16 protein-coding genes are annotated in these 23,742 nt (G+C 70.7%); 12 read left to right on the top strand and 4 right to left on the bottom strand.

Features of this window, described 5'->3' with window-relative positions:
• The first annotated feature begins 1 nt into the window (after position 1).
• From FRAEUI1C_RS06745 to FRAEUI1C_RS06720, 6 genes are all read left to right on the top strand, one after another.
• On the top strand, positions 2-754 hold the full coding sequence (locus FRAEUI1C_RS06745) for an SRPBCC family protein (RefSeq protein WP_013422538.1): 753 nt from the start codon (positions 2-4) through the stop codon (positions 752-754).
• A gap of 395 nt (positions 755-1,149) precedes the next feature.
• Complete coding sequence (locus FRAEUI1C_RS06740) at positions 1,150-1,653, top strand: hypothetical protein (RefSeq protein ID WP_157734837.1); 504 nt, start codon at positions 1,150-1,152, stop codon at positions 1,651-1,653.
• Positions 1,654-1,658: 5 nt separating this feature from the next.
• Positions 1,659-2,291, top strand: coding sequence for a hypothetical protein (locus FRAEUI1C_RS06735; protein ID WP_157735323.1), 633 nt, complete (start codon positions 1,659-1,661; stop codon positions 2,289-2,291).
• 141 nt (positions 2,292-2,432) lie between these two features.
• A complete protein-coding gene (locus tag FRAEUI1C_RS06730) occupies positions 2,433-2,729 on the top strand; it encodes a WXG100 family type VII secretion target (RefSeq protein WP_013422535.1) in 297 nt (98 codons plus the stop codon).
• Positions 2,730-2,759: 30 nt separating this feature from the next.
• On the top strand, positions 2,760-7,478 hold the full coding sequence (locus tag FRAEUI1C_RS06725; protein WP_013422534.1) for a DUF6531 domain-containing protein: 4,719 nt from the start codon (positions 2,760-2,762) through the stop codon (positions 7,476-7,478).
• A 21-nt stretch (positions 7,479-7,499) separates the two neighbouring features.
• Positions 7,500-7,967, top strand: a complete 468-nt coding sequence (locus FRAEUI1C_RS06720) for a hypothetical protein (RefSeq protein WP_198318718.1) — start codon at positions 7,500-7,502, stop codon at positions 7,965-7,967.
• Between the two features lie 479 nt (positions 7,968-8,446).
• Here the strand turns inward: FRAEUI1C_RS06720 and FRAEUI1C_RS06715 are convergent, their stop codons facing one another.
• From FRAEUI1C_RS06715 to FRAEUI1C_RS06705, 3 genes are all read right to left on the bottom strand, one after another.
• Positions 8,447-12,994, bottom strand: a complete 4,548-nt coding sequence (locus tag FRAEUI1C_RS06715; protein WP_232425324.1) for an FtsK/SpoIIIE domain-containing protein — start codon at positions 12,992-12,994, stop codon at positions 8,447-8,449.
• 310 nt (positions 12,995-13,304) lie between these two features.
• Positions 13,305-14,096: a DUF4389 domain-containing protein gene (locus FRAEUI1C_RS06710; RefSeq protein ID WP_013422531.1), complete on the bottom strand. Its 792-nt coding sequence runs from the start codon at positions 14,094-14,096 to the stop codon at positions 13,305-13,307.
• 263 nt (positions 14,097-14,359) lie between these two features.
• Positions 14,360-16,486 (bottom strand): NAD-binding protein, encoded by a 2,127-nt coding sequence (locus FRAEUI1C_RS06705; protein ID WP_013422530.1) that lies wholly within the window; start codon positions 16,484-16,486, stop codon positions 14,360-14,362.
• A 262-nt stretch (positions 16,487-16,748) separates the two neighbouring features.
• Here FRAEUI1C_RS06705 and FRAEUI1C_RS06700 point away from each other — a divergent pair, with 262 nt between their 5' ends.
• From FRAEUI1C_RS06700 to FRAEUI1C_RS35960, 5 genes are all read left to right on the top strand, one after another.
• Positions 16,749-17,564, top strand: coding sequence for a siderophore-interacting protein (locus FRAEUI1C_RS06700; protein WP_013422529.1), 816 nt, complete (start codon positions 16,749-16,751; stop codon positions 17,562-17,564).
• Positions 17,565-17,941: 377 nt separating this feature from the next.
• The gene (locus FRAEUI1C_RS06695) at positions 17,942-18,790 is read left to right on the top strand and encodes a hypothetical protein (RefSeq protein ID WP_232425323.1); all 849 of its coding nucleotides are present in this window, start codon (positions 17,942-17,944) and stop codon (positions 18,788-18,790) included.
• A gap of 75 nt (positions 18,791-18,865) precedes the next feature.
• On the top strand, positions 18,866-19,477 hold the full coding sequence (locus tag FRAEUI1C_RS06690; RefSeq protein ID WP_198318717.1) for a TetR/AcrR family transcriptional regulator: 612 nt from the start codon (positions 18,866-18,868) through the stop codon (positions 19,475-19,477).
• A gap of 35 nt (positions 19,478-19,512) precedes the next feature.
• Complete coding sequence (locus FRAEUI1C_RS06685; protein ID WP_013422526.1) at positions 19,513-20,547, top strand: quinone oxidoreductase family protein; 1,035 nt, start codon at positions 19,513-19,515, stop codon at positions 20,545-20,547.
• A 5-nt stretch (positions 20,548-20,552) separates the two neighbouring features.
• Positions 20,553-21,971 carry a sulfotransferase family protein gene (locus tag FRAEUI1C_RS35960; protein ID WP_013422525.1) on the top strand — a complete coding sequence of 473 codons (1,419 nt, stop codon included), beginning with the start codon at positions 20,553-20,555 and terminating at the stop codon, positions 21,969-21,971.
• Between the two features lie 66 nt (positions 21,972-22,037).
• On the opposite strand, the gene FRAEUI1C_RS06675 is transcribed toward FRAEUI1C_RS35960, so the two are convergent.
• Positions 22,038-22,358 carry a GNAT family N-acetyltransferase gene (locus FRAEUI1C_RS06675; protein WP_013422524.1) on the bottom strand — a complete coding sequence of 107 codons (321 nt, stop codon included), beginning with the start codon at positions 22,356-22,358 and terminating at the stop codon, positions 22,038-22,040.
• A 289-nt stretch (positions 22,359-22,647) separates the two neighbouring features.
• Between FRAEUI1C_RS06675 and FRAEUI1C_RS06670 the strand changes: the two genes are divergently transcribed.
• Complete coding sequence (locus FRAEUI1C_RS06670; protein WP_013422523.1) at positions 22,648-23,694, top strand: NAD(P)H-dependent amine dehydrogenase family protein; 1,047 nt, start codon at positions 22,648-22,650, stop codon at positions 23,692-23,694.
• Positions 23,695-23,742: the final 48 nt, after the last annotated feature.

Here is a 23,742-nt window from a genome sequence, read left to right as displayed (position 1 = left end):
CATGCCGAACGAGCCGACGAGCGACAAGCCCATCCCGGGCGGGCGCGAGTTCGCGATCGAACGCGAAACAGAGCTGCGGACCACGCCCGAGGACTACTGGGAGGCGGTCACCAACGGCAACGCGGCCTGGCTCTGGCCGATGGAAGCCCCTGAGCCGCGCGTCGGCGGTGCCGCCGCGTTCGGCGGCACCGTGCTGGCCTGGGAGCCGCCGCATCACCTGATCATGCGCAGCGAGGGCCCGGAGGGCTGGTTCAACCAGCTTGAGCATCTGATCGAGGCTCGGGACGGCGGTACGACCTGGGTCCGATACGTGCACAGCGGTGTCTTCGTCGACGACTGGGACAACCAGTACGACGGCGCGGGCAAGCACACCGACTTCTACCTGCACACCCTGGGCCAGTACCTGCGGCACTACAACGGTCGGCCGGCCAAGTACGTCAGCGTCGACGCTCCGGCCTCGTCGGTCACACCGGACGGCTTCGACGCGCTGCGCCGCGCCGCCGGCCTCGCCGACGCGAAGGTCGGCGACCGGGTTCAGCTGACGATTCCCGGGCTTCCCGCGCTGGACGCGGCCGTCGACTACCTCACTCCGCACTTCCTCGGGCTCCACACCGAGGACGCGATGTACCGGGTCTTCGGCCGCAACGCCTTCGGTGCCCCGGTGGCGGTCGCCGTCCATCTGTTCAGCCCGGACGCGGACGAGCCGACCGTCGACAAGGCCCTGCACGCCTGGCTGCACGGCGTATACGCCTGACGCCCTACCTGACGCTCGACGGGCGGGGCCGGCAGCTGGCTGCCGGCCCCGCCCGTCGGCATTCTCGGCGGTGGCCGCCGCCGGCGAGAGCGGCGACCCCGGGCCGGCGAGCCGCGGCCACGCGACCGGGCTCCGCACGCGGACCTGTCCATCGGGGTGACAGGTCCGCCCGCGGCCCTCGTCGGGCCCTCCTCGCGGGCCCGGCCACGGTCACGCTGTCGGTCGGGGTGGCCTGTCTACCAGCGGTTTCGCGCCGCCGAGCCGAGGTGATCGGGCCGCGGGGCGCCCGTTGACGAGGCCTCGGCCGTGGCATTTTCCGGCCAGACCAGTGGTCGCGGGCGCCGACGAAGGGGTCCGGCCCACGCTATTCTCGGATCAGACGTGAATCTGCCGACTTGTTTGCGGGCCTGCATCGCATCAACCGGCGCAGTATCGCGTCAACCGGCACAGCACCGCGTCAACCGGTGCCGGGTTTCAGGCCACGACGGGGGTGCACGGTTGTCTGTCAGGTGCGCGGAGGCTGGTCTGTGATGGCCGGCATATTCGGGCTCAACAGCGCCGCGGCCGTCGCGTTGTCGGGCGAGCTTGCCGCCATTCGAGCGTCATTGGCGTCGCTCGGGTCGGATATCGACGAGGCGCGCGGTATCACGGGCTCGACCGAGGTCGAGGACGCACTGGAAAGATTCGTGCGTGACTCGTCGGACAGCCGAGGAAATCTCGACCAACTGCTGGCCAGGGCAATCGGACTCGTGAACGGCCTGGTCGACGGCACGGTTGCCGTCGATACGGGTCTCGCCCAGGCGCTCGGTCCGGCCAGCGGACCAGCGTCCTCCACACCGGCGGCCACCGGTGGGCTGGGCGGCGCTCTCGGTCTCGCCGCGGCGGCGGGCGCGCCGTGAACGCGATGGTGGCGGGGCAGCGTGGGTTCAGCCTGCGGGTTCCGGACTCCTGGTTCGCGTTCGACGTGCGACGCGCGACGCGGACCGGGGATCTGGCCCGGCTGGTCGACGCGCGCACGGCCGCCGAGCCGCGCCTGCGGCCGTACCGTTCCGCGCTGCTCAAGATGCTGCGAGAGGTGGCTGACCGGGCCGAACGGCGGGGCGCCGTGTACTGCGCGGCCGCGCCGGCTGACGACCCCGGCGGCGGCACGGTCGCCACCCTGTTGGTGTTCGAGAGCGCCGGCGCCGACGATCCGGCGGACAGCACCGTCGCCGCGATCGCCGGGGCGCTGACGGCCCGGGCGCCGGCCCAGCCGGGTGGGCCGTGGCGCACCGTCGAGACCGTCAGGATCCCGGCCGGCGAGGCTGTCCGGATCCGTGCCGTCGAGCCGGCCAGGCTCGACGGCGGCACGGCAGTCGACACCGTCACGATGCAGACGCTCATTCCCGTGCCCGCCACCGATCACGAGGAATGGCAAGTCGGCGTACTGAACGTCGTCCTTACCAGTCCACACGTGGGTCTCGCCGACCCGTTGCTCGACCTTTTCGAGGCCATCAGCGACACGCTTCAGTGGTCGAGCAGCAACCCACCTGGCTAATTCCATCTACGGCGCCACGATTCCCTCCGACCGACCGCGCCACAGACATCGTCCGTCTACCCAACGCCTCAGCCATGACGACCCTCGACAGCCGCTCCCTGCCCTCTTCTGCTCTTTCTCGCGCCGATGGGAGATCCCTCGATGGCGAACATCCAGGTCGACTATGAGGCCATCCGTTCAACGTCGACCGCGCTGTCCCGCGCGCAGACCGACATGGAAGGCCAGCTGACGACGCTCAAAGGCCTGATCGACAACCTGGTGACCAGCGGCTTCATCACCGATCAGGCCTCCGGCCGGTTCCACGAGGCGTATGTCAGCTGGGACACCGGAACCCGCCAGGCCATGACCGGCCTGACCGGCATGAGCCGGTTCCTCACCGATGCCATCTCCCAGCACGAGCAGCTCGACGTGACCCTCGGGCAGGCCGCGGGAGGGTAGCCAACCGCCCGCGGGAGTGGGGAGCACCGGATGACCAGCGACTGGCAGGTGCTGGGCCTCGACACCGATCCCACACCGGGAGATCCGGCGGCCGTCCATGCGCTCGCCACCCGGTTGGGGCGCAACGCGACGACGGCCGACGACGGAACCCGGCGGCTGCGCGCGGTCGCGGCCGGGGGCGGCGACCTGGCGATGCGGGGCGACTACGCGGCCAGCTACACCGGCGCGTTCGACGATCTCCCGGGCCAGCTGGCGAAGCTCGCCCGCGCCTACCGCGACTGCGGCACGGCGCTGTCCGCCTACGCCACCACGCTCGGGCGCGCGAAGTCCCAGGCCGGCGCCGCCCTGCGCCAGGGCCTCGACGCCCATACCCGCTACCAGGGCGCGATCGCCCGCGTCGAGACGATGCTGCCGGCCGAGCGGGCACTGCTGCTGTGGCCGAACGACGAGCTCAGCCCAGGCTCGATCGCGGCCGCGACCGCCGACCTGCCAGGCCCGAACGTGGCCGACCAGGTGCGGGTGGTCGCCCGCCAGGGCGAGGACGCCCGCCACGACCGCGATCTCGCGGCCCGGCTCGCCCGGGACGCCGCCAGCCTGCGCGACGGCGCGGCCAGGACCTGCGCCGAAGGGATCGACACCGCGCTACGGGACAGCGGGATCAAGAACCGGCCCTGGTACCTCAAGGCGTGGGACAGCACCCGCCACGTCGTCACCGAGCCGTTCACGTCCTGGCACAACTTCGTCGGGTTCTGCGCCGACGTGGCGCTCGTCGTGGGCGTCGCCGCGATGGTGGTCTCCGGTCCGGCCGGCTGGATTCTCGGCGCCGTCGTGCTGGGCGCGAGCGCCGTCGTCCTCACGGACGCGCTACGCCGCTACGGCCGCGGCCAGGCATCGCTCGGCGAGGTGCTGATAGACGCGGTCGGCGTCATCCCCGGTGGCCGAGGCGCGGCCGAGGGCGCGCGCGGGCTGGGTGAGGCCGCCCGGGCCGTCCGCGCGGGCCGCGGTGGCTCGCGGATCGTGACAGCGGCCCTGCGCCTGGGCCGGGCGCGGCCGCCGCTGGCGACGCTCGGCCGCCGGCTCGGGACCGCCACGCCACGCGGCCTGGAGGAGGCCGGCCGGATCCGCGGTCCGCTGCGGCGCGCCGAGGTGTACGCGAAGGCGGCCTGGTGCCGGGTCACCGGCCGCGACCCGATCGACCTGGCCAGCGGCCAGATGATCCTCGACCAGGACGACGTCGAGCTACCCGGCGTCCTGGCGTGGACGCTGCGGCGCACCTACCAGTCGGGTTACACCGCCGGCCGCTGGTTCGGCGCCGGCTGGAGTTCCACGGTGGACCTGCGGTTGGAGGTCGACCACGGCGGCGTCTGCTTCGCGGCGGCGGACGGGGTGGCGCTCGCCTTCCCGCATCCGACGCCGGGCGACCCGCCGGTGCTGCCCGAGGCGGGGCCAAGGCTGGAGCTGGCGCTTGACGAGGCCGGCCGCTACACGATCCTGGACGCGGCCGCCGGCCACAGCTACCTGTTCGCGATTCCCGCCGACGGCCAGCGCGACGTGGCGTTGCCGCTGGCCGCGGTCGTCGACCGCAATGGCAACCGGATCGAGCTCGGCTACGACGCCGACGGTGAGCTCGCCCAGATCAGCCATTCCGGCGGCTACCAGCTCACCGTGCGGACCGACGGCCACCGGATCGTGGCCGTCGCCGCCGCCACGGCCGAGGGCGAGCAGACCCTGGTCCGCTACGGCTACGACGCGACCGGCCAGCTCACCCAGGTGGTCAACTCATCGGGCCGAGCGCTGCGGTTCGACTACGACCCCGACGGTCGGATCGTCCGCTGGCTCGATCGCAACGGCACCGAGTACCGCTACACCTACGACGCCACCGGCCGGGTCGTACGTACCGCCGGCTCGGACGACTACCTCGCCGGAACACTCGCCTACGACGACGAACGCCACGTCACGACGGAAACGAACTCGCTGGGGCACGTCACCGCGCACCACTTCACCGATCGGCTGCGCCCCGCACGCCACGTCGACCCGCTCGGCCGGGTGACCGCCTTCGGCTGGGACCGCTTCGACAATCGGACGGAGGTCACCGATCCACTCGGCCGCACGATCCGCTACCGCTACGACGACATCGGCAATCTCGTCACGGTCGAACGCCCGGATGGCACCCAAACCACGACGACCTGGAACGCGCAGCGCCGGCCACTGGTATCCGTGGACGCCAACGGCGCCCGCTGGGAGCGCGAGTACGACACCCGCGGCAACCTGGCCGCCGTCGTCGACCCGACCGGTGGCCGCACCGACCTCGTCCACGACGACCGTGGCCGACTGATCGCGCTCACTGACGCCCTGGGCCAGCTGACCCAGGTCGAGACCGACGCCGCCGGTCTGCCGATCGCCGTGATCGACCCGGCCGGCGCGGTCACCTCCTGGGATCGGGACGCCCTCGGCCGCGTGGTCGCGACGACCGACCCGCTCGGCGGCGTCACCCGCCTTTCCTGGACGCCCGAGGGCCACCTGACCAGTCGCGGTCGCCCCGACGGAGCCACCGACACCTACCGGTACGACCCCGAGGGAAACCTCGTCGAACAGGTCGATCCGGCCGGCTTCACCACCCGCACCGAGTACACCCACTTCGATCTTCCGACCGTGCGCACGAGCCCCGACGGCAGCCGGATGGCCTTCGGCTACGACACCGAGCTCCGGCTGACCAGCGTCACCAACCCGCAGGGCCTGCGCTGGAGCTACGAGTACGACGCCGCCGGCCAGCTCGTCGCCGAGACCGACTTCGACGGCCGAACGATCCGCTACGACTACGACGCCGCCGGCCAGCTGGTTGGACGAACCAACGGCGCGGGCGAGACCGTCACCTTCGCCCGGGACTCGGGTGGGGACATCGTCGCGAGATCCGGCCCGGACGGCACCTCCACGTTCGCCTACGACGCCACCGGCCGAGTCGTGCGCGCCACCAGCCCGGACGCCGAGGTTCTCGTCGAACGCGACCTCCTCGGCCGAGTCACCGCGGAGATCTGCGACGGGCGCCGTCTGGCCTCGCGCTATGACCCACTGGGCCACCGAACCCGGCGCACCACACCGTCGGGTGCCATCAGTTCCTGGGAACACGACCCTGCCGGCCGGCCGCTGGCGCTCCGCACGGCCGGCCAGCTCCTGACCTTCACCCACGACGCGGCAGGCCACGAGCTCGAACGCCACCTAGTCCGCGACGCCCCCGGCGGCGCCGAGGTCGTGCTCACCCAGCGGTGGGACGCCAGGGATCAGCTGCGCTCCCAGGCACTCGTCGTCGGCCCGGGCCCCGCCGGCCCGGGCCCCGCCGGGCTTGGGCAGCCGGCCGGGGCCGGCACCGCCAGACTCCTTCAGCGCCGCGACTTCGCCTACACGTCGGACGGCTACCTCGCCGAAACCGACGATCTCCTGGCCGGCGTGCATCACTTCGAGCTCGACGCGATGCGCCGCGTCACCGCCGTCCGGGGCGGCGCCTGGGCGGAGCGCTATGCCTACGACCCTGCCGGCAATCTCACCCACGCCGCGTGGCCAGCGTCCGTCGACCCTGACACCGCCGACGAACAGGGCGAGCGCGGCTACGACGGCACGCTGATCCGTCAGGCGGGCAAGACCCGCTACGAGCACGACGCGCAAGGCCGGATAATCCTGCGCCGGCAGCTCCGCCCCGCCGGGGAGACCGACGACTGGCGGTACACCTGGGACGCCGACGATCACCTGACCGCAGTCACGACACCCGACGGCACCGTCTGGCAATACCGCTACGACGCCTTCGGCCGACGCATCGCCAAACAACGCCTCAGTAGTGCCGGCGACATCGTCGAACAGATCACCTTCGTCTGGGACGGCCTCGTCCTCGCCGAACAGCACCACACGGTCCAGGCTGAGCCGGGCGAAACCGCCGGCCCGAGCACGACAACGGTCACCACCTGGGACTGGGAACCCAACACCTTCCGGCCCCTCACCCAGTCGGAACGCCGCCCCACCGGCGACCAGGCCTCGTCTGCCAACTCCCGGCCGGACGACCCCGATCAGGCCTGGTACGACACCCAGTTCCACGCCATCGTCACCGACCTGATCGGCACCCCAACCGAGCTGGTCGACCCCGACGGCCGCCTGGCCTGGCACTCCCGCGCGACGCTCTGGGGCGTCTCCCCACCATCCACCCCGACCACGACCGACTGCCCGCTACGCTTCCCCGGCCAGTACCACGACCCCGAAACCGGCCTCAACTACAACTTCCACCGCTACTACGACCCAGCGACAGCACGCTATAAAACGTCCGACGCCTTGGGACTCTCCCCTGCGCCCAATCCGTGGACCTACGTAACGAACCCGCTAACCTGGATCGACCCTTTCGGACTTGCACCATGCAAGGATCTCCTCCACGCATTCGGCAACGCACAAGGACCTCGAGCCCCTCGCCTCGGTAAAGATTTCGACATCGGGCCCGACGGCATGATAATTCCTCAGGAACCCCCCGAGGTGAAGGGGGCCTCAACATTCGCAGACGTCACAAAGGTGCCAGTAAGAGGCATATATCATTCCATACCCGCCGACACCCCGATGCCAGATGGGATTGGACTTATACGAGACGGCAGAGACGCCGGCGGCGTACATTTTCCGACCCACGCAAGCATATACCCAACAAAACCGATGAAACCAGACGATTTTGTAGAGAAGTTCCTCGGACTACCCTGGAAACGCGCTGGAAGAAAGAACTAAATGGAACCCTGGGAAAATCTAGTGGAAGCCGAGAACGCGTTCATTGCCGCCAGGATGCGGCTATTCACGGTCGACATCCGAACCCAGCTTCGCCAGGCGCTCGGAACTCGGCGAGGGCGAGCTACCGCATTGCGGGTTCTACTCGAAGGTCCGGAGTCACTAACGATGGACCTTATCGACGAGGTCTTTGATGCAACGATCGGTGCCACCGATGATATCCTGTTTGCGCGGGATGCTCTTCGCCGAGTAGACCCGGGGTGGCTGGCTATCGCATTGCGCCCGCTCATCGCGCGACATTTCAAGGAGCCGACAGAGCCAATCGACTGGCTCGACTACCGATGCGTGGCCGACCTTCTAGATGATCTCAAGCAGATCAACCTTCTCAACATCTTCATTAAGTGGGCATCAGAGGTGGACGACCCCGAGGTGCAGGAGGTTGTGGACGACTATCGCGACCTACTCGGCCAAGAGACCCCGGAAAGCCTTTAGCGTTCGGCACAAGGTAAATCCTGGGCTCGGTCGACGTCGCGCGGATACCTGACTTCAGGCAAGGAATGGCAGCCCGACTCCACGTCTTGCGGCCGCCACCGGGACCCACCACCGCGTCTTCGGCCGTGCGCCCATCGTGCTTCTGCTCAAATCGGCCGCCCGGCCCAATTCGGCCGCCGAGCGCATTGGATCGTTCGGCCCTATCCGCCGGGGCCTGGGGCCCCGTGGGCAGTGAGGCTTCTAGTGCCGCGACCGGCAAGGTCGGCCGCGTCTCGAGGCCAGAAAGATCGCTGTTTTCGCCCTCGCGTGGTTGTAACCGCCACGAATTTGTGACCGCTTGAGGGCCAAAACCGCGATCAAGCTCACAGGCCGACCTCGCCGGACCCGGCACGAGGGAATTTTCGCAGGTTTTCGACCATACAGGCGACGCCGCCCGCATCGGCCAAGGTCCAAGGGACCCAACCCAGGACTTCGCTCGGTCAGGTTGCCAGCTGGATCAGGGTTGCGGTTCCGCGGATGGTGAGGTAGCCCCGGCCTGGTGGGGTGGGGACGAGTTGGTCGGGTTCGAGGCGGAGGTTGTGTTCGCGGGCGGTGTGCGGGGAGGTCGGGGTTAGCAGGAGGAGGCCGCCGGACGTCCTGATCTCGTTGGTTACCTTGAGCAGGGAGCGGCGTTGGCCGTTGAGGATGGGTGTGGCGTCGCCGCACAGGATGAGGGCTTGGCGGCCGGCTGCGGCTGGGCTGGCGGCGTCTTCGAGAAGCGTGCGGGCGTCGGCGAAGTTGACGACCGTTGGCTCGATGGTGAGGTGGTCGCAGTCGTCGACGATGACGGCGAAACGGCCGTCGCCGAAGGTCTCGGCCGCCTCGCGGAGTTGGGTGTCCTTCACGTCGCCGGCGCGGATCAGGCGGATGCCCGGGTCGTCGTCGCCGAGCAGGGCGGGGAGCGGCGATCGTGGCGGCGCGACGACCAGCGTGCCGACGCCCAGACGGCGAAGACCCCGGACGATGGTCGCGGCCGCGGTCGTGCGGCCCGATCCGGGCGGGCCGGAGACGAGCAGGGCGTGCGGTCCCGGACCGAACAGGTCGAGACCGACGGTTGCCACGTCCTTTCCCCCGATGCCGAGCGGGAGCCAGGTCGGGGAGGGTGCGGGATGCGGCGCCGGTAGCTCGTCGGATCGCACTCGGATCGGCATCGACGGAAACGCGCGCGGCAGTCCGAAGGCCAACGGGGCGACCGCGGTCGGCGGCACGAATGCCCGCCGGTGGGTTGCTGACGCCAAGTCCGCCGGCGAACGATCGCTATCCGCATTGGCGGCGGGGCCGCTCTCGGAATGACTGGCCATTCTGACCTGTCGAGCGGGCCCAGCCCGGTCAGGCTCCGACCGGCGGTCCGGGCCGCGGGCGTCGTCAATGGCAGGCCCGAGCCTCAGCTGGGTGACGTACTCGGTCAGACGGGCCGCCGACAGGTGCGAACGAACCAGTTGGAGGTGGGTACCGGTCGCGGCGTCGACGGCCCGGCCGGGGAGGTCGGGCGGGCTCGGGGTGCCGGTCGGGTAGTGCAGTCGGCGCAGTTCCTCTTTGCCAAACGGCAGCAGGAGCCGGCGGGTGAACAAGGCCGCCGTCCGGCTGCCGGCGAGGTCGTGGCCGCCGAGCAGGATGACATGGACTCCGACGGGTGGTCCGGCAGCGATCACCTCGCGTAGTTCCTGCAACGGGGTTGTCTCGACGAAATTCGGGTCGGCCCGGTTCTCGAAGTACTCCCAACCGTCGACGATCAGCACGATCCACGGCCACCGCGCGCCACCACCCGGCCCCGCGGCCGCGCCACCGCCACCGCCGCTGGCACCGCCCCTGGCACCGGCACCGCCGAGGCCGGCCGGCGCCGCGCGGGTGGACAGACGAGTGGTGACCTCCCCGAGCAGCCAGGCGGTCAGCCGGCGGACGCGGTCAGGTTCCGCCGTGGAGACGACGGCGCCGCAGTGTGGCAGCGCCGTATAGGCGTCGAGGCCAGCTGGTTGTCGTTCGATGACGTAGACATGCGCCTCGTCGGGCCTGAACCGTGCGGCCATACCGGTGATGAGCGCGGCGGCGAGCGTGGTGCGGCCGCTCTGCGGTCCGCCCGCGGCCAGGAGCCGGTCGGTGCCGGCAAGGTCGAAGACCAGCGGGGGTTGCGCCTGAACGGCCGGCTCGTCGGCCAGGCCGACCGGGATCTCCGTAGCGCCGGCCGGTGTCGTCGCGGCCGCGGCCAGGTCGGCGATCGTCAGGTCAGCGGGCAACGGTGGCAGCAGAGGCCGGAACGGTGCCGGTAGGTCCGCCCGGGCCGCCGCTTCCTCGATGGCGCGAATAGTCAGCGTCTGGTCGGTGGCGGCGCCTCCGTGGTCGACCTTCTCCTCGGGTCGCGGCAGGCCGAGCGCGCCCCAGTCGACGACGCGGACCCGGGCCGGTGGCGCGCCGTCGGCGGGGGGCGGGTCGCCGAGGTAGCCAGACTGGAACGGCCGCGGCGCACGGGTCTCGTCCTTGGTGAAGAGGATCAGGCCGCGTCCGCGCAGCCGGCCGGGGATGGCCGCCGCATCGGGAACACCGAGGACCTCGATGCTGTCAGCCGGCTCGTTCTGCCGCAGGGTGATCCGCAGGTCGATGTTGTTCTTCAGCTCAGCGGAGAGCTTCCCCTGCAACGACTGGGTGGCCAGCACGAGGTGCATGCCCAGCGATCGCCCCTTGGCAGCGACGTTGACCAGCTCACGCAGGAAGTCCGGCGAGGTCTCCAGCACCCGGGCGAACTCGTCAAAAACCAGCGCAAGCCGTGGCAACGAAGCCATCGGGCGGCCGGTACGTCGGGCACGCCAGTACTCGTCGATCTCGCCGCCGTACCGCGCGAGGAGCCGTTCCCGCCGGTGGACCTCGGCTCGGACCGACGCGAGCACGCGCCGGGCGGCCGCCTGGTCGAACACGTCGGCCGCCGTCTCCCCGGTCGAGCGCAGCAGCGCGACCACATGGGGGCAGTTCTCGAACGGCAGGAACGCACCACCGCCCTTGAAGTCGATGAGCACCAGGTTCAGCTCGTCCGGCGCGTTCGCCAGCAGCAGGGAGGTCACCAGCGTCTGCAGCAGGATGCTCTTGCCCGCCCCGGTGGCGCCGCCGAGCATCGTGTGCGGTCCCTGGGCGGCCAGGTCGATGGTGACGGGCCCGTCGGCGTCGGCGCCGAGAACGACACGGGTGGTCGGTCCCGGCGAGGCGGCCCACAGCTCCGCGACGGCGCCGGCGCTCGGCCGTTGGATACCAACCAGGTCGAGGAGCCGGACCTGCGTGGGCAGGCTCGCCGCCGTGCCGCCGAGGCTCAGCCGGTCCCGCATCGGCGCGATCGCGCGGGCGAGCTCCTCGGCCGGCTCGGCGTCGAGGCCTTCGGCGACGCCGTGTACCGGTGGCTCGCCCCGCCCGCGCGTGAGCTCCAGGGCAAGGTGGTCGTCGACGACGCAGGTGCCGCGGCATTCGTTCGGCGCGGTCCGGTCGACCGCGAGGACGTAGACGCCGGCCTCGGGACCGTCGCGAAGGACCGCCTTCATCCCGGGCAGGTTGCGCAACGCGAGAGCGCCGTCCAGCAGGACGACCACGTCCATCTCGTGGCGGACATTGGTGTTCCCGCGCCGTTCGGCCAGCCGGATCGAGATCAGTTCGCGCAACTCGCGGACGCGGTCGGCTCGGGTGGACGCCGTGTTCCCCACCCAACAGGGAAGATCACCGGCTTCGCTGTCGTAGGTGTGCGGCAGCCAGGTCGCCCAGGAAAGGTCGGCACCGTCGTTCGAGGTGATGAGCACGAGACGCAGGTCGTCGGGACTGCGCAGCGTGCCGAGCTGGATCAGCAGCCAACGGGCGAGCGATCCCGCGGTGGCCGCCGGGCCGACGATGCCGAGGACCCCGACGGCGCGCAGGTCTACCGTCAGCGGAACCCCGCGCAGCTCAGGCTCCCGGAAGCCGGCCCACCGCTCGCCGCGGATCACGAACGAAGGCGCGGCGGTGCCGACGCCGAGCCGAAGGGACAGCCCATCCGGCGAGTCCGCGTTCCGGGGCCACAGGTGCCGACTGGCGCCGGTCGCCGCCAGTGTCACCTCGACAAGGTCTGGTGCCTGCGCCCGACGGGTCCGTTCCTCGTCGGCGATCCTTGTACCGAGACCGCGAGCCACGCCGGCTGTGGCCTCTTCATAACGCCCGCGGTCCAGCCGGCGTTGGCGACGGTCGCTCATCTGGGTCCCGATCACGCCGAGCGGGCCCAGCAGGCACATCAGCAGGACAAGCGTGCGGTGCGTGACCACGGCGAGCACCAGGCCCATCGCTACCGGAAGCAGGGCCGAGAGCCAGGCTCCCAGCCGGGAGGTGGGCGGCCGGGTCGGTGGGGTCGGCAGCACGATCTCGGCCGGGTGGACGGCCGGCGGGGAGATGAACGTCCGGTCGAAGTCGAGCCGGCCGTCACCGCCTGGCTTCGTGATCAGGCCGGCGGCCGGCAGCGAAACCCATTCCAGCCGGTCGGAACCGACCTGGAGCAGCGAGCCAGCCGACAGCACGGCCGGCTCGGTCAGCCGCTCGCCATCGAGGAAGGTGCCGTTGAAGGAGCCGACGTCGACGGCCGCCGCTCGGCCCAGGACATCGATCTCGATCTCGACGTGCTCACGGGAGGCCTGCTCGCAGTGCAGCACGAGGTCGGCGTCGCCGGTGCGGGCCGCCGTCCGCCGACCAGGCGGGAGCCAGGCGACGACTCCCACGTCGGGCCCGTCGAGAACCCGCAGTGCGCCGACCGCCCCCGCCGCCAGCGCGCGCTGGCGCGGGCCGGGTGCGCCGATACTGACAGTCGCGCCCTGGAGCAGCGGGCTCTCCCCCACGGTGACCGTCGGGTCGAGAAGCCGCTCGCCGATGTAGCAGGGACGGCCCGCGGCGGGCAGCGGCAGCGCGGCCAGAACGGACGCGAGGGTGGTAGCGGGCTCCGCGGTGATCTCGACGTCCCGGCTCGCGCCCGTGGACGCGTGCCGCACCGTCACCCTGATGATCACACCAGGCTCGCCTCCGAGACCCGTGTCGCACCATGACCTGCCGCCGCGGTGACCCGCCGGCGTCGCGACCCATGTCGCCGTGACCCCATGTCGCCGTGACCCGCTGCCGTGACCCAGTGATGTGACCAGTACCGGACCCGCGTACGTCGCCGAACTGGTGATCTTCTGTGCGCTGTCAGACTAGCCGGAAATCGCACCGCTCCGGGCGGGGTTGAACCGCTCCGCACGCGCTCGGCCGCCGGCCCGGGGCGGGTCGGCGGCCGAGACGAGAACTTCCGTTCTCCTTATGTGCCAGCGGTTATGAAGCGTCGACAGAGGCAGCCGGCCAGGTCGGCGCCGGGGGCGCCGGGGGTGTCGGCGCGGCCGAGGGGTCGGGCCCTCCCTGGTCGAGCCGGAACGGCGGGTAGACGTCAGTCATCAGGGCCGCGTAGGCGATGACCCTGGCGGTCCACCGGTCCAGACCGATGATCAGGTCATACAGCGGACGCGGATACCGGCCCCTGAACAGCAGGACGACGGCGGCGACGGCGATCAGGAGGCCGACCAGCCCGGGCGGTCCGCCGAAGCCGTGGTCACCGTGCAGGAACCGGTGGCCGCCACCGCCCCAGTCGCCAAACCCGGCGAAGATCGCGACCACCAGATACTGCGGGATGGCGAGCAGCCACCACTTCACCAGGACGAGGCCACGGGAAAGGCGTTCCGGATAGGCCACGTCGAAACGGATCGGATAGTCCGGAACGTCGCCGAGCGTGAATGGTGGATACTGGTCGGTTCCGAGCGCGCCGTAGGCATAGTATCGAACCCGCCAGGTCCAGCGCAGCACTCCGACATTGAAACGGAAAATCCCGCGCGGATAGCGCCCGGTGAACAGGATCGCGAAGAAGGCGACGACGGTGAGCAGGAAGAACGCGATCCAGAGAAACAGCAGGATAATCGAATGTGGAATGATCAGGAACCATTTGACCAGCCACAGCCAGCGCGAGAGCCGCTCGTCGGGCTCGGGCTCGGCGTCAAGACGGACGGGGTGGCCTGGGTCGGCGGGCAGCGGGGCGGAGGGGGCCGGGGAGTCCGGGTAGGGCTCGGTGGGCATCGGTCATCACTTTCCTTGTGCACCAGGTGGTGTTCTGACTCCAAGATCCCCGCTTCGGGCCCGTTTGAGTCCCTGTCTTTCGCCCCGAGGTGTCCCGCGCCGGGTCCACCGAAAGAACGATCGGCGGATCGGCCGGATGGCAGACATCAGCCGAAAGAACGATGGACGGACCGGCCGGATAGGACACGCTGTCAGCGGGTGCGGGTACTGCCACCGTGCCTGAGTTCGGCTGCCTTCGCCACGTCCAACGGGACGAGGAAACGTCAGCCGTCGCGTTCTTCCGGCTCGGCCGTGCCATTGGCGCCCGCCGGCGAGAGCGACTCCGAACGGCGTGCGTCGACCGGGCGCTGATTGCGGCGGATCATGTCGACGATCTCGGTCACCGGGCCGACCGCGAGCAGTTCGTCGCCGGCCCGCAACCGGGTGTGGCGGCTGGGCCGCAGATTGGGCCGGGCGGGCGCCGCGCCGTTCACCGCCGCGCCGTTCACCGCCGCGGCGGGAGTCTCCCCGTTGGGCCCGGCCCTGTGCGGCTCCGCCGCCGCGGTGACGGCCAGAATGCGGGCCCCGGTGGCCAGCTCGGCGAGGGTCGGGCCGACCAGGGCGGCACCGGGGCGCACGACCATGCGAGCAACCAGGAACGGGGTGCGTTCGACGTAGAAGGTGCTGATGACGTCGTAACCGAGGGCTGCGCCCACGAAGTAGGGCGCAGCGAGCGCCGCGGCACTGCGCACGGTGTGGATGTCGAACCGACGCTCCACCTCCGAGGTCATCGACGCGTCGGCCACGCGCAGCACCACCCGCAACGCGGTCTCGTCGGACCCTGCATCCGGGGTCGGGCCGGCCGCGACGCGGGCATGGCGCTGGTAGGACCGGCCGCCCGCCTTGCTGGCGGCGTGGCGGGCCGCGAGCCGCTCGTCGCGGGCCTGAGCCAGCTCCTCGTAGGCATCGCGGGCGGACAGCACGGTCTCCAGGTTGGCGACGCCGTCGCTGGTCAGAGCCGCGATCGCGGTCGCATGGCCGAGACCGGCCTGCAGCAGGGTGGTCCGCACCGTCGCGTCGCCGATCACCACCGGGACGCCACGCTCGCGGGCGACCGGCAGGAACCGGTTGTGCTCGTCCCGCTCGATCACCACCACGGCCCGGCCGGCACGCAGCAGCCCTTCCATCGTCGCCGTACCGACCTTGCCGAGCCCGCACAGCACCACATGGCCGCGCACGGTGCCGGCCCGGCCGCGACCGAGCGCCTTCTCCAGCTTCCGGCTGATGATGACGTTGGTGATGAAGGCGTAGATGACGGCGACCGAGAGGGCGCCGAAGAGCATCAGAAGGATGCCGAAGGCCTGTAGCCAATGGGTGGCGTCGCCAAAATTGAAGTCGCCGTACCCGACCGTCGTCATCGTCTCGACCGTCAGATAGAGCGCGTCGAAGGCGTCGAAGTTGTCCGGTGCGTCCGGGTCGTTGGCGGCGTAGGTCAGTCGCAGCACGACGGTGCTCAGGACCACGAGCGTGAGCACGGCGGCGAGCGCCCAGCGGAACGGGCCGTCGAACTCGGCGCGGATGGTGGCGAGCAGCGCCCGGACCCGGCCGAGCCGCCCCTGGCCCGCGTCACTGCGCAGGATGGGGTCGGACCCGGAGCGTTCCTGCCGTTTGCGCGCGACGGCTGCGATCTCAGCGAAGGTACGGGCATCGTGCATTCCCGCGACCGTCAGCCCACGGGCGTCGAACTCGGCGAGACGGCCCAGCATCGTCAGCTGGTCCCCCGGGGCCAACGGGATGTCTCGTGGTGGGCAGAGCACCGGGTCCCGGTCGGACGGCCGCCGCAACGCGATCGGGGTGAGATCGCCGTAGCGGGCCCGGAACGCGTCGGCTTCGTCCACGACGGCGTCGACGACGGCGAAGACCTCCGAAGCCTCCTGGTCGTGGTTGGTCGCCGGATCCGCGAACAAGGTGAAGGCGTGCACCACATCGGACCGGATACAGGCCTCGACAAAGCTCGGCCCGACCCGGTCCGCCATGTTGATGACCGTCGCGGCCGGGATCGCGGTGGCGAGCTGGTCGCCGAGCTGGGCGTTGTCGATGCTCACGACCAGCCGCCTGCTCGGCGCGACCTCGGCGGCGGCGATCGCGGTCTGCAGATTGTCCAGATCCAGGTCTCCGCAGGCGGCGACGGCCAGCGCCGTGTCGATGTCCGCCTCGCGCAGCGCCTCCGGGCTGTGCGCGCTCTCGGGGACCACCCGGACGCCGCTGCGTTCCAGCCGCCGGCGCGAGCCCGTCGGGTCGCGGTCGTCCACGACCACCACAGCGACCCCAGATGCCACCAGCTGCTCGGCTACCCGCGACCCCAGAGCGCTCAGCCCGCAGACGATGACGTGCCCCGACACCTTCGCCACGCCGTTCGTGCCTCCTTCGCTGAGGAGAGCGAACCACGACTGTCTGTCCACGGTGGAACGGGTCCGTTTCCCCGTGGGAACGGCCCGCGCGAGGCGACGATCCGGAGGCCGGCGAGGCGCCCGCGCCGTTGCCGGCGATAGCCGGACCTATCCGCTCGAACGGGCGGAGAGCCCCCACCCGGCTCCCGATCACCCCAACTCGGACCCACTCTCGATATATCGAGATATGCTCGTAACGGTCATCGAGGTCCGAGGAGCAACCATGACGACACCATCCGTTCGGGGCGCCGCCGGCCGCCGCGGGCATCGCCCGCCGCCGCGCCAGGTCGAGGTCGTGGGAGTCGAACGACTGACCCCGCGCCTGACGGCCGTCCACTTCAGCGGCGCGGGACTCGTGGGCTTCCCCACGCCGGCGCCGACCGCCCACATCAAGGTCTTCCTTCCCGACGAGAACGGCACGCTCGCGCTTCCGCAACTGGGTCCCGACGGTCTGGTCATGCCGGCCGGGAAACGGCCGACGATGCGCACCTACACCCCGCGCCGCTACGACGCCGCGACCAACACCCTTGAGGTCCAGTTCGTGCTGCACGGGGAGGGCCCGGCGTCGACCTGGGCGCAGCGGGCGGCCGTCGGCGACCAGGTGGCCATCGCCGGTCCCGGTGGCCGGTTCTCCCTTGACGAGACCGTGCCGCACTGGTGGATCGGCGCCGACGAGAGCGCGGTCCCCGCCGTGGCGACCCTGCTCGAGGCTCTTCCTGACACCGCGACCGCCGAGGTCCACCTGGAGGTGGCCGGCGCGCAGGACGAGCTCCCGCTGCCCGCCCGGGCCGGAACCACGATCACCTGGCACCACCGACGCGTCGCCGATGCCTGGGGAGCCGAGCTCGCCACGGCGGCGAGGTCGGCGACCCCGCCGGCCGGCACGCAGGTCTGGGTCGCCTGCGAGTCGGGTGCCGTGCGCCAGCTGCGGTCGTACTTCCTGACCGAACGGCAGTGGCCCCGCGCCGCCCTGACCTCCCGGGGCTACTGGCGCCTCGGCGCGGCCGACCACCCGGACCACGACTACGGCGAGGACTGATCGCACGGGGCTTCCCGATCTTCATCCGACCCCGTGCGGCAGAGTCGGCATAGGCGGCGAACAGGAGCGTGAGCGCCCGCGGGAAGTGTTGACCGAAGGCCTCCCATTCGGCCGGCGGTGGCGCATATGCTCCCCGGATATCGGGCGATTCCGCCAAAGTCTTGTGTGACTCGACATGTGAGGCTGTCGTGTCAAGAGGGCGCCACCTGTCCCTGTCACCTTCCGAGTTCCCCGCTGGCGCCATCAGACGGCGCCGCGCCAGACCGCGGACGTTATGTCTGATCGCGGGAGTCGGCGCCCTGACGCTGGCGATGACCGGCTGTATGGGCGGAGGCGGCGCGCCAACGTCGGCGCCGTCGGTCTCACCGTCGCCCACGGTGCGCCGGTCGCTGCCGCCGCCGACGGCGATGTCCCGCGAAGAGTTCCAGCAGGCACTTTCGACGGTCGACGCCGCGCTAAAGCCGGGATTCGACGCAATCGGGGCCGCGCAGACTCCCACCGACCTGGCCAACGCGCTCGGCGCGGTACAGCTCAACCTGGACGCCCAGGCCGGAGTTCTCGGCAACCTGCGCCCGCCAAGGCCCGAGGTCGCCTCGACCGGCCAGGTGATCACCGCGATGCGCGACCTGTCCAACGACCTGGCGACCATCGCCACGGACACCAAGGACGCCTCGGTCTGCACCGGCGGCACCGGTCTGCCCCGGGCGTCCAACGTCAACGGTGCCCAGGAGTTCCGGTTGGCCTACCTGGCGCTCACCACCGCCGACCCCGGCCATCCGTACACCTTCGGCACATTCCTGCCGGCCGCCACGGCGGACCCGGACCGCCGGCCCGGAACCGGGCCGCTTCCCGGCGGCCGTTCGAGTGGCTACGGCCACCTGACCGTCGAGAACCAGGGCGCCGCCGACTCGGTGGTCAAGGTGATGTCCGGTGGTGACCTCATCCGCGCCGTGTACGTGCAGGCCGGCGGCTCGGCGACCGTCACCGGTATTCCCAACGGGACGTACGACGCCTACTACACGACCGGTACCGACTGGGACGACGGCAACCGCCGGTTCACCCGGGACTGCGCGTTCGACAAGTTCGACAATCCCGTGGAATACACGACCTCGTCGACCAGCACGACGATCGAGTACAGCGTCTGGACGCTGACCTTGCACACCAGCGATCTGACGAACTCCGCCCCCACCAGCCCGATCGACGCCGGCGCGTTCCCCGCTTCGTGACCGCCGGGCCTGGGCCGCTTCCCGGGGCCAACGGCAGGGTTGAGTCGAACTGGAACGTGTTACATGATCCGTCTCATGACGCGGGCGGTGATCGTGACGGACCCGGCCGCCAGGAACGCGGTGCTGTCGTCGGCGGCCGAGTGCTTCGTCCGGCTCGGGGTCAGCCGGACGACCGCCGCCGACATCGCCCGCGGCGCCGGGATCTCGCGGGCCACGCTCTACCGCCGCTACGGCGGGACCGTGGAGATCTTCCATGCCGTGCTGGCGCGGGAGTCCGAGCAGATGTCGGCCGATGCGGCCGAGCTACTCGCGTCGGTGACGGACCCGTCGTTACGGCTCGTCGAGGGCATGGTCTTCGCGATCCGGGAGGTTCAGCGGCGGCCGGTCCACGCGGCGCTGTTTTCGACCGGTGACGCGGCCTGGTCGGCACGACGGGCGATACGTGCGACGTCGCTGCGCCGGATCAGCGAGGACGCGATCCGCCCGCTCGTCGACGTGACCGTCGCAGGACTGGCCGAACCCGAGCTCGGCGACCTCGTGGACTGGATCCTGCGGCTGATCATCTCCTACGCCGCCGTCCCCGGCCCGGGCGACCTGGATGAGGCCACGATCCGCCGCCAGCTCAACCGGCTGCTGGTACCGGCCGTCACCGCGCTTCTCGGCCTGGCGACGCCCGAGGAAATCTGAGTCCGTCTGCCGCGGACCGGGGAGGGAAACCCAGAATGAAGGCACTGCAGGTGCGGGAGCATGGCGACCCGACAGACGTTCTCGCCGTGGCGACGGTCGAGTTACCGGTGCCCGGGCCCGGCGAGGTACGCGTCCGGGTCGGGGCGGGTTCGCTCAACTTCAACGACATCGACCGCTGTCGCGGCAATCTGGTCTCGCTTCCGACCCCACCGCCGTTCACGCTCGGAATGGACGTGTGCGGGGTGGTCGACGCGGCCGGGGACGGCGCCGAGGCATGGGTCGGCCGGCGCGTCGTCGCGATCACGAAGAACGCCCTCGGTGGGCTCGCCGAGTACGCGATCGCGCCGGCGGTATCGGTCTTCGAGGCGCCGCCGGGGCTCGACGACGCCGAAGCGACCGCCTTCCTGCTGCCGTTTCATACCGGCGCGCTCGCTCTGCTGCATCGGGCTCAGCTGACCCCCGCCGAGACGTTGCTGATCCATGCCGGTGCCAGCGGGCTGGGGACCGCCGCCATCCAGCTCGGGCAGGCGATCGGCGCCCGGGTGTTCGTCACCGTCTCCAGTCCGGCGAAGGCAGAGGTCTGCGAACGGCTGGGCGCGGAGGTCGTCATCGACCACACGAAGGACGACTTCGCCGAGGCGGTCCTCAAGAACACCGACGACGTCGGGGCGGACGTCATCTACGACCTGTCCGGCGGGGCGTTCGTCGGCAAGTCCTGGACGTGCATCGCCCGCGATGGCCGCTACGTCCCGGTCGGTTTTGCCGACGATCCGGAGAACGGCATGACGGGCCGACCGCTACGCCTGGCCTGTATCGGCAATTTCTCGATCGTCGGGGTGATGCTCGCGTGGGTCGACCAGATCGACCCGGGAATGCGGCGGTTCGGCCTCAACCCGTTCGGCCGCGAGACGGCGGACGAGGTGCACGGCCAGCTCCTCGACCTGCTGGCCGCCGGTTCGATCCGGCCGTTCGTCGGCCGTCGCGTCACGATCGAGGAGGCGCCCGCGGCGCTCGGCGACCACCAGGCGCGCCGCTCCGTCGGCCGCACCGTCGTCGAGCTCGGCGCCTGACGGCCATGGCCACCGAACCGACGAACGCCGTCGCTCCCACCACTCCGGCCGTCCCCGGCGTCTCCCCGGCGGTCGAGGCCGAGACGGCGCAGGCCGCAGGGGCCGCGGCCGACCCAGGTCCGTTAGCCAATCCGGCCGGCGACCCGAGGCAAGCCGCGCCGGTCAGGGAGTACACCTGGCGCGAGGCCGAACTGCGCAACCCGCCGCTTCGCCTGCTCAACGCGGTCGGCGCTGGACTTCGCCGGCTTCGGCTCGACTGGCCGGCGCTGTCGCCCGAGAAGGTCGTCGCCGCGGCGCAGGCCCGGGCCCGCGCGCAGTTCGGGGCCGATGACCTCGGCTCGGCCAGCTATCGCGAACCGCTGGAGCGCTACCTGGCGGCGGCCGCCACGGAGGCCGACCTGACGACCTTCGGCCGTCTTCTCGTCACCCGGATGCTGGCGAACGCCCTGGTCAACCGCATCGCCCTACAGGCCTGGACCTCGGCGCACCCGGAGATCCGCGCCGAACAGATCGAAAGCCCGTGGATCATCGTCGGCCTGCCCCGCACCGGCACCAGCCTGCTGTCGATCCTGCTCGGGCTGGATCCTCTTTCCCGCCCGCTGCGGCAATGGGAGGCGGCCCATCCCATTCCGCCGCCGACCTTGGAGACCGCGGCCGAGGACCCGCGTATCGCGCAAAGCGCCCGGGAGCTCGGCCAGTTGCTCAGGCTCAACCCCGCGCTGGGCGCGATGCACCCGTTCGGCGCGAGCGTCGCCGAGGAGTGCATCGCGCTGTTCATGTACGACCTGCGCACCCTGGGGATCGAGACGCAGGCACATGTCCCGTCCTATGGCCGGTGGCTGGAGACGACGGACATGACCCCGGCCTACGCCCAGCACAAGCTGGCGCTGCAGGCCTTCCAGTCCGCGCAGCCGACCGGCCACTGGGTGCTGAAGTCCCCGAACCACCTGTGGTGCCTGCCGACCCTGCTCGCGGCGTACCCGGATGCCCGGGTGATCTGGACCCATCGCGACCCGGCCCCCGTCGTCACCTCGCTGGCCAGCCTGAACAACGCCGCTCAGCGCCCGCTGACGAAACGCACCGATCCGCGTCCGACGGCCGAGGAGTGGAAGGGGAAGGCTCGCCGGGCCATCAGCGCCGCGATGGCGTTCGACACCGACAGCCCGCCCGGCTGGTGCGTCCACGTCCGCTATGACCAGCTGATGGCCGACCCGGTCGGCGCGGTCGGCAGCCTCTACGAACGCTTCGGCCTGACCGTCCGCGACCTGCATGCCCGCCGTATGCGCGCCTGGCTCGCCCAGGTCCCCCAGGACGCGCACGGCCGCCACCGCTACACCCCGACCGACTTCGGCTGGACCTACCCGCGGCTCACCGACGAGTTCGCCGACTACACGACCCGGTACGCCGTCCCCACCGAAACCTGACCGACCCGGAGCGGGACGCCGCTGGCATCGCCCGCCAGGCCAATGCCGGTGGCGTCGGCCCTGGTGCTACCCATCGGCCGGTTCGTGCTCGGCGCTCCACTCCGGGTCGACAAGGTCCTCGTAGTCGGGGTGCTTGCCGATCCAGGCGCTGATGAAGGGGCAGCGCGGCCAGACCTTCAACTGCCGGGCACGGGCCTCGTCGAGCACGCCCCGGGCGAGGTCGCCCCCGACGCCCTGACCGGCGAACGCCGGCAGCGTCTCCGTGTGGTTGAACGCGATGATCCCCGCGTGCGCGGTGTAGGTGACGAACCCGGCCAGAACACCGTCGATGTCCAGCTCGAACCGGTGCCGCGCGGTCGCATCGGTCAACGTGCGCTTACCAGGCATCGCTGTCTCTCCTCGGTGACGGGTGCCGCAACCCCACGCTTCTTTGTACAGGCCCGCTCTCAGCGCCCGGCCGATCACGGTCAGATCAACCTGAATCATCTAGATGGATCAAGCTCAGACCGAGACCAGCTCCAATCCCCACACGGCCGACCAAGGCCCAGGTTCGCAAGGAACGGCCGATTCGCTCGACGTCAATACATCTAGATCTTAAGGTGAGGTCAGGGTCGGACGGCAACCGTGTGACCTGGGTGGGGCCGGGCGCGCCGGCCCCGGAAGCTGGAGGTGGGCGATGACGTTCCGGGTCGTGCAGTGGACGACGGGCAATGTCGGACGGCAGTCGGTCGAGGCGATCGTGGCCCATCCCGACCTGGAGCTCGTCGGGTGCTTCGCGTGGTCGCCGGACAAGGCGGGGCGGGACGTCGGCGAGTTATGCGGCATCGCGCCGACGGGGGTGCTGGCGACCGCGGATGTCGACGCCCTGCTCGGCCTGAAGCCCGACTGCGTGGTCTACAACCCGATGTGGCCCGACATCGACGAGATCGTCCGCATCCTGGAGTCTGGCGCCAACATCGTCAGCACGGCGGCCTTCATCACCGGTCACTCGCTTGGGGACGGGCGTCGCCGCATCGCCGAGGCGTGCGCGCGGGGACAGTCCTCGATCTTCGGGAGTGGTATCAACCCCGGCTTCGCGGACCTGGTCGCGATCGTGTCCGCCAGCTGCTGCGACCGGGTGGACAAGGTCGTGGTCACCGAGACGGCGGACATCTCCGGCTACGACTCGCCGGCCACCGAGCTGCCGGTCGGTTTCGGGCGGCCGATGGACGACCCCGAGCTGCCGAGGATGACGGCCTCCGCCACGGCCGTCTTCGAGGACGCGGTGCGGCTGCTCGGCGACGCGCTCGGCGTCGAGTTCGACGAGGTGGTCTGCGAGGCCGAGTACGCGCGGACGACCCAGGACGTCGACCTGGGCTCATGGCAGATCGCCGCCAACCACGTCGCCGGCATCGCGATCAGCTGGCAGGGCAGGATCGGCGGGCGCACGATCGTCGACCTGCGGGTGCGCTGGCGCAAGGGCCAGACCCTCGACCCCGACTGGGAGATCAATACGGGCTACGTCATCGAGGTCCAGGGGCGCCCGACGATCCGCACCCAGATCGACATCGCCCCGCCCGCGGACTTCGAGTGGAAGACCCTCGGGGACTTCATGGTGTTGGGAATGGTGATGACGGCGCTTCCCGCCCTGAACGCGATCCCCGGGGTCGTCGCCGCGGCCCCGGGGATCGTCACCTACACCGACCTCCCGCTGCCACTTCCCCGCGGCCGCGTCCGGATCTGATCGCCGGTCGTCATCGAACAGCTGAACGAGGGCCGGACGCTAAACTCG

The sequence above is a fragment of the Pseudofrankia inefficax genome (genome assembly GCF_000166135.1).
In the GTDB taxonomy this organism is placed as follows: domain Bacteria; phylum Actinomycetota; class Actinomycetes; order Frankiales; family Frankiaceae; genus Pseudofrankia; species Pseudofrankia inefficax.
This window is presented reverse-complemented; position numbering and strand designations above follow the sequence as displayed.

Coding starts and splice junctions, on each gene's coding strand:
- FRAEUI1C_RS06730 (WP_013422535.1), top strand. CDS start 2,433: ATGGCGAACATCCAGGTCGACTATGAGGCCATCCGTTCAACGTCGACC.
- FRAEUI1C_RS06675 (WP_013422524.1), bottom strand. CDS start 22,358: ATGCCTGGTAAGCGCACGTTGACCGATGCGACCGCGCGGCACCGGTTC.
- FRAEUI1C_RS06735 (WP_157735323.1), top strand. CDS start 1,659: ATGGTGGCGGGGCAGCGTGGGTTCAGCCTGCGGGTTCCGGACTCCTGG.
- FRAEUI1C_RS06745 (WP_013422538.1), top strand. CDS start 2: ATGCCGAACGAGCCGACGAGCGACAAGCCCATCCCGGGCGGGCGCGAG.
- FRAEUI1C_RS06725 (WP_013422534.1), top strand. CDS start 2,760: ATGACCAGCGACTGGCAGGTGCTGGGCCTCGACACCGATCCCACACCG.
- FRAEUI1C_RS06690 (WP_198318717.1), top strand. CDS start 18,866: ATGACGCGGGCGGTGATCGTGACGGACCCGGCCGCCAGGAACGCGGTG.
- FRAEUI1C_RS06685 (WP_013422526.1), top strand. CDS start 19,513: ATGAAGGCACTGCAGGTGCGGGAGCATGGCGACCCGACAGACGTTCTC.
- FRAEUI1C_RS06700 (WP_013422529.1), top strand. CDS start 16,749: ATGACGACACCATCCGTTCGGGGCGCCGCCGGCCGCCGCGGGCATCGC.
- FRAEUI1C_RS06670 (WP_013422523.1), top strand. CDS start 22,648: ATGACGTTCCGGGTCGTGCAGTGGACGACGGGCAATGTCGGACGGCAG.
- FRAEUI1C_RS06710 (WP_013422531.1), bottom strand. CDS start 14,096: ATGCCCACCGAGCCCTACCCGGACTCCCCGGCCCCCTCCGCCCCGCTG.
- FRAEUI1C_RS35960 (WP_013422525.1), top strand. CDS start 20,553: ATGGCCACCGAACCGACGAACGCCGTCGCTCCCACCACTCCGGCCGTC.